The organism is Paeniroseomonas aquatica (genome assembly GCF_030409335.1).
Lineage (GTDB): Bacteria > Pseudomonadota > Alphaproteobacteria > Acetobacterales > Acetobacteraceae > Belnapia > Belnapia aquatica.
The window spans coordinates 1-8,324 of the sequence record NZ_JAUFPN010000071.1 but is presented as its reverse complement, the minus strand read 5'-3'; the positions used below and the strand labels follow the sequence as shown (position 1 = coordinate 8,324).

General features: G+C 70.3%; 9 protein-coding genes. 6 read left to right on the top strand and 3 right to left on the bottom strand.

Annotated elements, in window-relative coordinates:
* Window positions 1-423, top strand: a 423-nt coding sequence (locus tag QWZ14_RS07885; protein ID WP_290316079.1) for a zincin-like metallopeptidase domain-containing protein, incomplete at its 5' end; no start/stop codon positions are given.
* Between the two features lie 90 nt (window positions 424-513).
* Here QWZ14_RS07885 and QWZ14_RS07880 read toward each other — a convergent pair.
* The 3 genes from QWZ14_RS07880 to QWZ14_RS07870 are packed head-to-tail and all read right to left on the bottom strand — an operon-like array spanning window position 514 to window position 2,342.
* Window positions 514-1,002, bottom strand: a complete 489-nt coding sequence (locus QWZ14_RS07880; protein ID WP_290316078.1) for a hypothetical protein — start codon at window positions 1,000-1,002, stop codon at window positions 514-516.
* A gap of 7 nt (window positions 1,003-1,009) precedes the next feature.
* Complete coding sequence (locus QWZ14_RS07875) at window positions 1,010-1,762, bottom strand: hypothetical protein (RefSeq protein WP_290316077.1); 753 nt, start codon at window positions 1,760-1,762, stop codon at window positions 1,010-1,012.
* Complete coding sequence (locus QWZ14_RS07870; RefSeq protein WP_290316076.1) at window positions 1,755-2,342, bottom strand: hypothetical protein; 588 nt, start codon at window positions 2,340-2,342, stop codon at window positions 1,755-1,757. The genes QWZ14_RS07875 and QWZ14_RS07870 overlap by 8 nt, the downstream gene beginning before the upstream one ends.
* A gap of 42 nt (window positions 2,343-2,384) precedes the next feature.
* Between QWZ14_RS07870 and QWZ14_RS07865 the strand changes: the two genes are divergently transcribed.
* From QWZ14_RS07865 to tnpB, 5 genes are all read left to right on the top strand, one after another.
* The gene (locus tag QWZ14_RS07865; RefSeq protein WP_290316075.1) at window positions 2,385-2,672 is read left to right on the top strand and encodes a hypothetical protein; all 288 of its coding nucleotides are present in this window, start codon (window positions 2,385-2,387) and stop codon (window positions 2,670-2,672) included.
* Between the two features lie 13 nt (window positions 2,673-2,685).
* On the top strand, window positions 2,686-5,919 hold the full coding sequence (gene mobF / locus QWZ14_RS07860) for a MobF family relaxase (protein WP_290316074.1): 3,234 nt from the start codon (window positions 2,686-2,688) through the stop codon (window positions 5,917-5,919).
* A gap of 365 nt (window positions 5,920-6,284) precedes the next feature.
* A complete protein-coding gene (locus tag QWZ14_RS07855) occupies window positions 6,285-7,418 on the top strand; it encodes a PAS domain S-box protein (protein WP_290316073.1) in 1,134 nt (377 codons plus the stop codon).
* A gap of 27 nt (window positions 7,419-7,445) precedes the next feature.
* Window positions 7,446-7,895, top strand: coding sequence for an IS66-like element accessory protein TnpA (gene tnpA, locus QWZ14_RS07850; protein WP_290316072.1), 450 nt, complete (start codon window positions 7,446-7,448; stop codon window positions 7,893-7,895).
* Window positions 7,892-8,248 (top strand): IS66 family insertion sequence element accessory protein TnpB, encoded by a 357-nt coding sequence (tnpB, locus tag QWZ14_RS07845; RefSeq protein ID WP_290316071.1) that lies wholly within the window; start codon window positions 7,892-7,894, stop codon window positions 8,246-8,248. Before tnpA ends, tnpB begins: the two co-directional genes overlap by 4 nt.
* The last annotated feature ends 76 nt before the right edge of the window (window positions 8,249-8,324 follow it).

Genomic DNA, 8,324 nt, shown 5'->3' with positions numbered 1-8,324 from the left:
CGGCCCGCGCCGCAATGTGCCAACGCCGCGACGCTTACGTTCTACCTGCCGAACCTGGACTATATCCGCATGCCGGAGTTGGAGCGGTTCGTTTATCCGGAGGCTTTCTACGCGACCTTGGCGCATGAGCTTGGCCACTGGACCGGCCATCCCAGCCGATTGAACCGCGAGACGATCATCAAGCGGCATAGCGAGGAGGCACGGGCCATCGAGGAGATCCTGGCAGAGCTGACGGCCGCCTTTACCTGCGCCTCACTCGGGATCGACCATGACCTGCGGCAGGACAGTACGGCCTATATCGGCTCATGGCTCAGGGTCTTGGCCAGCGACAAGAAGTTCATCTTTGTCGCCGCGGCGCATGCCCAGCGGGCCTGCGATTTCCTTTGGTCGCTGCAGCCGACCGCGGTGGAGCAGGTCGCCTGATACTGGCGTTGCCCCGGTGGCCATGGGTCGCCGGGGCGCCATCGGACGCCAGATGAGCGTCTGGTTGCGGTCACCACCAATGGTGCCTGCTCAAGGCAGGGTGCTTCTGATCCAGACCGGGGGCAGGTTGCAGGCAAGCCGGCCCTGCTCGCGGTAGGCATGGCGCTCACAGTGCCGCCGAAGTGCTGTGATGTCGTTGAGCTCAGCGACCTGCGCGACGAAGGCGGCCCCCTGGAGGCCCTCCGCCCGTGCCGCACCGGATCCGGCACCATCCCAGCGGCCGAGCGCATAGCCACCACCCAGCAGAACCATAGCCGCAGCAGCCAGCATCAGCGCGGTCCGCAGCTCCAGCCGCCGCGCCAGCCGCGTCATTTCCCGCTCGGCCCCGATCGCCGCCGCCTCGCTGACGCGGCGAACCAGGTCCTGCTCACCCTCCGGCGTCAGTCCGCGGGCACCCATAGTCGCCACACGGGCGGTCTCGGCCGCCTCTGTCGTGGTCAGCAGCGCGGCGCGGAGCGGGCTGTCCGGCCGCATGCCGGCGCGGTCGCACCAGCCCCTGACGTCCTCGACGGTGGCCATCGGCCGGTCAGGGCAGCCAGGTGGTGGCGCCGGCATCCGCCCGCTTGCGCTCCAGGTCGGCCAGCCAGTCTTCAACCATGAACTGCTCGACCGGGTCCAGCGGCGCGCCGCCGTCACCCGTGGCAGCCTGGTAGAGGCCCACCCCGCCACGTCGGACCAGGTCCATGCAGGCCAGGCGCTGCATCAGCACCGGCACCGCGCCCTCCTCGACCATTCGCGCGAACCCCGGATCGTCGAGGGTGCGACCGAAGGCACCGGCCACGGTGCGGCCTTCGCGGATCACCCCCTCGTTCAGCACCAGCAGGGTGCGGCGGGGGCGGAAGTAGCCGGCCTCCCAGATCGACAGGACATGCCGCAGGTCCTCGTCCTCCGGGCCAAGGAAGTAGAGCGCCAGCGGCTCGATCCCCCGCCGGGCGCAGAACTCGACCAGGCGCAGGTCGCGGCCGTACTCCTGCAGCACGCGGTCGCCGCCGCCGAGGTCGAGCACGGCCGAGCGGCGTTCCTTGACCATGCGGTTGAGCACCTGACTGAGCCAGGTCTTGACGTCGGGCAGTTCCTCGGTCGGCGGCGACATCGCCTCCGGGAACATGCTGGCCAGCGTCCGGCTGCGGGGGTCGCCGTCGGCGACGATCACCTCGCGGCCCTGGTTGCGGGCGCGCCAGACGAGCTCGGCGAGGCCGGTGGACTTGCCGCCGAAGCCGCGTCCGAGCCCGACCGCCAACACCTGGGCGGCGATGTCCTGGCCGTTGGCTTTAGCCATCGTGCTTCCTTCCACTGCGATGGTTGATCTCGGCCCGCAGCCGCGACAGGGCGTCGCCGGTTGCTGCTTTGGGCGCTGATTCCTGTGCCGGTAACGGAGCAGATGGCGCGGGCGGCGGCATCGGCACCACTGTTGCGACAACGGGGGCGGGCAGGGGTGATACCGCGCGTCTGGCCCTGGCGGCGACAACGTCGCGCCGGACCCGCCACCAGACATGCCGGGCGGCCGCGGCGGCAATCGGCTTGCCGTCGGCGGTGGTGATGCCGAGCTCGGCGAAGCCCTCGGCGAGGGTGCGCCAGTTCGGCCGGGTTTCTTCCAGCAGGGCGGCAAAGGCATCGTGCCGGGTCCTGAGCCAGCGGTAGAGCGGCGAGCGTCCGGCGCCGGCCTTGGCCAACTCGGCGATGCGTTGCAGTTCGGCGTCGTGCCGCGTCGGTCTCATCGCCGGCAATCTTGCGACAGAGCGATCGAAACGAGGTGGCTGGGGCGTTGGATTCCCGTTGATGTGAATTGCGCGGAGCGTGGCGAGAGCGTTTGCCGTCCGTTGAGCGAAACAGGCCTTACAGACCAAGGCATGGACCATGCGGCCGGTACCGATGGCACCGAAAGTGGGGAGAGGAGACCCATGGCAGTGACGACGCGCGACGACGATCGCTTGGCCCGACTGGAGGAGCGCCAGGACGCCCTGCTGCGCGGGGTGGCGCAAATGAACGAGACGCTCGCCACCCACACCGCGATGCTGGAGCGGATCCTGGTCGCGGCAGCCGAGGAGCCGGACGAGAGCGACCTCGGCGAGGCCCTGCGGCGGATCGCCGAGGCCCTGGCGGCGCAGGAGGTGGTACTGGACCGGCTCGACGGCCGCTTGGCGGCGCTGCCGGGGGAGATTGCCGAGGCCCTGGTACCTGGGTCCTGAAAGGACGCGGGCAATGCTGACCTACTCTACCATCGCCGCTGGCACGCCGGCGGACGCCCAGGCGATGACGAACCACCTGCTGACCCAGACCCTGCCGCGCGAAGTGGCCGACCTCGCCCGCTACTACACGCGGGGTATGGCGGCGGGGTCGGCGGAGGACCACGACGTCGCCAAAGAAACCGGCCTTGGCGAGCGGCTGGCCCAGGCAGTCCAGCGGCGTGATTTCGACGAGGCCTACGGGGCGCCGGTTGCTGAACCGCGGCGGGACATGCACCCGCTTGTCGTTCGCGGCCTCGGCCTGGACCCGAACCGCGGCGTCACCCGGGACGAGATCAACGCGCTGCTGGCCGGCCGGCGGGCCGATGGCGGGAAGATCGAGGGCAAGCACTATGCCGTTGCTCGCACGGTGACGGACCGGCGCAGTGGCGAGGCGAAGGACCTGGTGCCGATCGGCTCGGTCGATTTCTGCCTGACTCCGGACAAGTCGGTCTCTGTTGCCTGGGCCTTTGCCCGGCCGGCCGAGCAGGCGGCGATCTACGGCGCGCACCACGACGCCGCGGCGGAGGCCATGGCCTATGTCGAAACGCGCATCGGCCAGGCCAGAAAGGGGGATGGCGGCCGTGAGGGTGCCGACCCCGGCCATGTCGGCTGGATCGCCTTCGACCACCACACCTCCCGCCCGACCCTCTGGACCACGCGCCAGGAGGGCAACCGCACCGTCACCGAGAGCGTCGCGGTGAAGGTCGCCGGCGACCCCGACCTGCATACCCACTTCACCGTCATGAACGCGGTGTTCTGCGAGACCAGCCGGGTCGGCTCGCTCGATCTCGACCGGCTCGACGGGCTGATCAAGGAGGCCGGCGCCCTCTACCAGGCGCACCTTGCCACCAACCTGCGCGGGCTCGGTGCCGAGGTCGGCCTTGACCCCAAGACCGGCATGGCCCGGCTGGCGGCGATCCCCGACGCGGTCCGCGACCACTTCTCCAAACGCACCCTGAACGGCGAGGAGGCGGCGCGCGCCTTCGCCAGGACCCTCAGCCTCGACTGGGACACCCTGGCCCCCGAGCGGCGTGCCGGGCTGCTGAAGGCCGGCGTGCAGGGCACGCCGGCCGGGATCGACGGGGAGACGCGGGAGAAGCTCAGGAAGGACGACATGGCCGACTTCGCCGATTGGCGGCGGCAGGCGCGCGAGCTCGGCTGGCGGTATGGCGGCATCGAGGGGCCGCGCCTGGCGCCGCCGGAACGGACCCAGGAGGCGCGGATCGCCGAGGCCTATGCGGCGGCACTGCCCTGGCTGGAGAAGGAGCTGGACCGGCGGGCGGTGATCTCCGGCGCCGATGCCCGCACCGCGGCACTGCGCGGCTTGATCGCCGCCGGCATCGCGGAGACCGGCGATATCGAGCGGGTTACCGCCGCCTTCCGGGGCGAGGGGGTGCGCCAGTACGGTGAGGCGACGGCCCTGGTCTGGGGCCGGCAGGGCGAACGCGGCGAGATCGGCATCACCACGGCGCTGCACGCCGCCGACGAGCAGGACTTCCTCCGCCTCGCCAAGGCGGCGGCCGGGGACCGGAGCGGGGCGCTCGGAGCCGCGGCGATCCGGACCGCGGCCGAGCGCGCCGGCCTGACCTTCGAGGGCGAGCACGGCGAGGCGCAGCGCCGGGCGATGCACCGGCTGGGCGAGGGCGGCCGGCTCGGGGTGGTGGTCGGCGCCGCGGGCAGCGGCAAGACCACGCTGCTGCGGCCCCTGGTCGCCGCCTGGCAGGCGCAGGGCAGGGCGGTGCACGGCGTCTCGCTGGCCTGGCGGCAGGCCGACGACCTGGCCGAGGCCGGGATCGACCGCGGCAACGTCCGGGCCTTCAGCGTCTTCCTCGACGCCGCCAAGGCCGGCGGCATCGCGCTCGACCGCCGCGCCGTGGTGGTGGTGGACGAACTCGGCCTGCTCGGCACCCGGCAGGGGCTGGAGTTGCTGCGGCTGCAGCAGGCGCGGGGCTTCCGGCTGGCGATGCTGGGCGACGACCGGCAGTGCCAGGCGATCGAGGCCGGGCCGATCGTCGACCTAGTGCGCCGGGCGCTGGGCGAGGCGCAGGTGCCGGAAATCCTCACCACGGTGCGGCAGAGGGCTGAGCGGGAGCGGGAGATCGCCGGCCACTGGCGCGAGGGTCGCGCCACCGAGGCGCTGGCGATGAAGCGCGCGGACGGCACGGCGGAGTTGGTGCCGGGCGGCCCCGGCGAAGCGGTGGAGCGGGTGGGGCAGCTGGTTGGCGAGCGGCTGCGGGCCAATGCCGGCGATGCCGGCTACACGTTGACCGTCTCGGCGCCGACCAATGCCGACGCGCACCGGCTGGGGCTGGCGATCCGCGAGGTGCGGCGCGGCCTCGGCCAAGTCGGGCCCGACCAGGTGCGGGTGCAGGCGGCGGACCGTGACGGCAACGCCTACGAGATGGCGCTGGCGCCGGGCGACCGGGTGCGGCTGTTCGCCAGCACCCCAGCGGAGGGGGAGCGGGGCAGCATCGGCCGCAACGGCTCGATCCTCACGGTGCTCTCGGCTGATGCGAAGGGCCTACGGGTACGCAATGCCGGCGGGCGCGAGGGGCGGGTGGCCTGGACGACCCTGGCCGACGCTACTGGGCGGGCGCGGCTGGCTTATGGCGAGGCGATGACGACGCACACGGCGCAGGGCTCGACCGCGACGGAGCACATCCACGCGCTGCCGGGCGGGTCGAAGGCAGTGACGGGCTTCGCGGCCTATGCCTCCGGCACGCGGCACCGGCGGGCGGCCTGGCTGGTGCTCTCGGCGGGGGCGGAGCAGGCGGAGGTGGTGCGGCGCCGGCCGTTGAACGACGTGCGGCCGGTGACCGAGGCGGATGCCTGGGCGAACGTGGCGCGCAACCTGGGGCGGCAGCCGCGGCAGGAGGGTGCGCTCGAGTTCCTGGCGCGGGTGGGCGAGGTGCGGCGTGGGGCCGCGCGGGCATTGCAGCGCGGGGTGCGGTCGGCGGAGCGGCGGGAGGCGGAGGGGCTGGCCCCTACGGTGCTCCAGGATCGGCTGGCGCGGGGTCGTCGTGGCCGCGTGGTCGCGCCGATGGAGAAACGGCTCGACGATGGTGTTCGACAGCGTGCTGCGTTGGTCGAGCGGCTGTCACGCCTCGGGTCAGATTTGGCCAGAGCGGTGCGGGAGCGCACCGCTAGGCTGCATCCCTCGCAACGTGGCCATAAACGTGGTGGTCCATCCAACACGTTGCGCATGTAAGCTACGAATCCTAGTCCAGTGACGATGTGCAGGTCGGCTCGGGGCGGGAAGACGCTGTAAAAGAGTGGTACGGGGATGTCCGCTACGCGCCCATATCGGTCATCAGCCATCCAGGATTGCATTCCCCAAGGCGGACATATCGCACCCAGAGGCGCGACGATCTGGAATGGTTTGGAAAGCGAGCGGCGAACCGGCGCCTCCCTACAAGCTATTTGGTTGTGGCTGGACGAAACGGTGGGCCCTTATGTACGTTTTCGAACACTGATCTCGAGAAGGCCAGCGGCCCGACCGGCGGTTACCCCGAGCTGTCACAAGGCTGGGCGAACCGCCGAAAGGCGCTAACCACATCGTACCGGGGGCGCCCGTTGGCTGAAGTAGAAAACAGCAACAATCCGGAATTGCTTCGCCAGCAGACCGCCCTGGCCCGGTTCGGCGAACTCGCCCTTAGGTCTGACGACCTCGACCAGATCCTGGGCGAGGCCTGTCGTGTGGTGGGCGAGGCCCTCGGCACTGACCTCGCCAAGGTTCTGGAACTGCAGGAAGACGGCGAGACCCTGCTGGTCCGCGCAGGCGTGGGCTGGAAGCCGGGCGTGGTTGGCAAGGTGACCACCAAGGCTTCGGACAAGACCTCGGAAGGCCACGCCCTGAAGACTGGCAAGCCAATGATTTCCGCAAACATTGCGACTGAGCGGCGGTTCACTTATCCGCCTTTCCTGGTCGAGAACGGGGTCAAGGCGGTGGCCAACGTCCCGATCATTGGCGCGGCGGACAAGCCTCCCTTCGGCATCCTGCAGATCGACAGCCGCGAGCCGCGCAGGTTCACGGACGCCGACACCGCGTTCTTAAGCACCTATGCCAACCTCATCTCGGCTGCGGTGGATCGCCTGCGGATAACCAAGGATCTGCGCGACCGCGAAGCGCGGCTTCGCAGGAGCGAGGAGCGGTTTCGGCGCGTTGCTGAGATCGGGACGGTCGGAGTGATCTTTTTCGACTTCGAAGGCCGGATCACCGACGGCAACGCCGCGTTCCTCCGCATGTCGGGCTTCAGCCGCGCGGATCTGGACGCGGGCCTGCTACGCTGGGATGAGCTTACCCCACAGGAGTGGATGCCGCAGACCCAGCACGGCATGGAGGAACTGGCAGCGACCGGTCAGGGCACTCCCTTCGAGAAGGAGTACCTCCGCAAGGACGGCTCGCGCTGGTGGGGGTTGTTCGCGGGCAGGATGCTGGACGACGGCACTGCGGTTGAGCTCGTGCTCGACATCACCGGTCGCAAGGTGGCCGAGCAGGCGATGCGCGACAGCGAGGCCAGGCTGCGGTCCCTGGTCGAGGGGATCCCGCAGCTTGTGTTCCGTTCGCGCAGCTCAGGGGAGCGGATCTGGGGCAGTCCGCAGTGGATCGCCTATGCCGGACAGTCGGAGGAGGAGAGCGTCGGCCTGGGCTGGCTCAACGGTAAGCGCAGCCACTGGGCCCTTCTTGCGTGGATGCTGTGTGGCTGAAAAGTAGGTCGTCGCGGAGGTGAAGCGATGGCCGGCTCGAAGTCTCGTACCAGTGCTAGCACTGATGCTGCCACGGATGGTGTGACGCGGGTGGAGATCGTCACTCGCGCTGAGTCCCGGCGGGAATACACGCCGGATGATCGGGCCAGGGTCCTGACCGAGGCGGCGATGCCGGGGGCACGGATGCTGCAGGTGGCGCAGCGTTACGGGATTTCGCCGAGCCTGGTGTATCGCTGGCGCCGGGAGGCCGCGGGTCGTCCTGCGCGGCAGGCGCTTCCGCGGGCACCACGCTTTGTGCCGCTGCTGGTCGATGATGGCGGTCCGCGGCAGGGTACGGTCGTGCCTCCCAGCGCGCCGATGCCGAATGCGGGGACCGACCGGATCGAGGTTGTGCTGCGCAATGGCCGCCTGCTGCGGGTCGGCGCTGGGACGGATGCGACTGTGGTGGCGCGGCTGGCGGCGGCCCTCGAGGCATGATCACGCTGCCGGCGGGGGCGCGGATCCTGTTGGCAACGCGGCCCGTCGACTTCCGCAAGGGGGCGCACAGCCTCGCCGCGCTGGCGGCCGAGATGCTGGGCGAGGATCCGTTCTCGGGCATGGTGCTGGTGTTCCGCGCGAAGCGCGCCGATCGGATCAAGCTGGTGGTGTGGGATGGCAGCGGCCTGGTCCTGGTCTGGAAGCAACTGGAGGCCGGTGCGTTCCGCTGGCCACCGGTGGTGGATGGCGCGGTGCGGCTGACGCCGGTCGAGTTCGCGGCGCTGTTCGCTGGAATCGATTGGACGCGGGTGCAGAGTGCAAAACGGATTCCCAGGCCGAGCGTGCCCGCATAGAATCGTCTACGCGATGCGTGAGACCAGCACTCCAACACCACCACTGCCCGATGATCCTGCGGCATTGCGCGCGCTG

Excerpts from the sequence above, each read along its gene's own strand:
- QWZ14_RS07880 (WP_290316078.1), bottom strand. The coding sequence starts at position 1,002 with ATGGCCACCGTCGAGGACGTCAGGGGCTGGTGCGACCGCGCCGGCATG.
- QWZ14_RS07875 (WP_290316077.1), bottom strand. The coding sequence starts at position 1,762 with ATGGCTAAAGCCAACGGCCAGGACATCGCCGCCCAGGTGTTGGCGGTC.
- QWZ14_RS07870 (WP_290316076.1), bottom strand. The coding sequence starts at position 2,342 with ATGGTCCATGCCTTGGTCTGTAAGGCCTGTTTCGCTCAACGGACGGCA.
- QWZ14_RS07865 (WP_290316075.1), top strand. The coding sequence starts at position 2,385 with ATGGCAGTGACGACGCGCGACGACGATCGCTTGGCCCGACTGGAGGAG.
- mobF (WP_290316074.1), top strand. The coding sequence starts at position 2,686 with ATGCTGACCTACTCTACCATCGCCGCTGGCACGCCGGCGGACGCCCAG.
- tnpA (WP_290316072.1), top strand. The coding sequence starts at position 7,446 with ATGGCCGGCTCGAAGTCTCGTACCAGTGCTAGCACTGATGCTGCCACG.
- tnpB (WP_290316071.1), top strand. The coding sequence starts at position 7,892 with ATGATCACGCTGCCGGCGGGGGCGCGGATCCTGTTGGCAACGCGGCCC.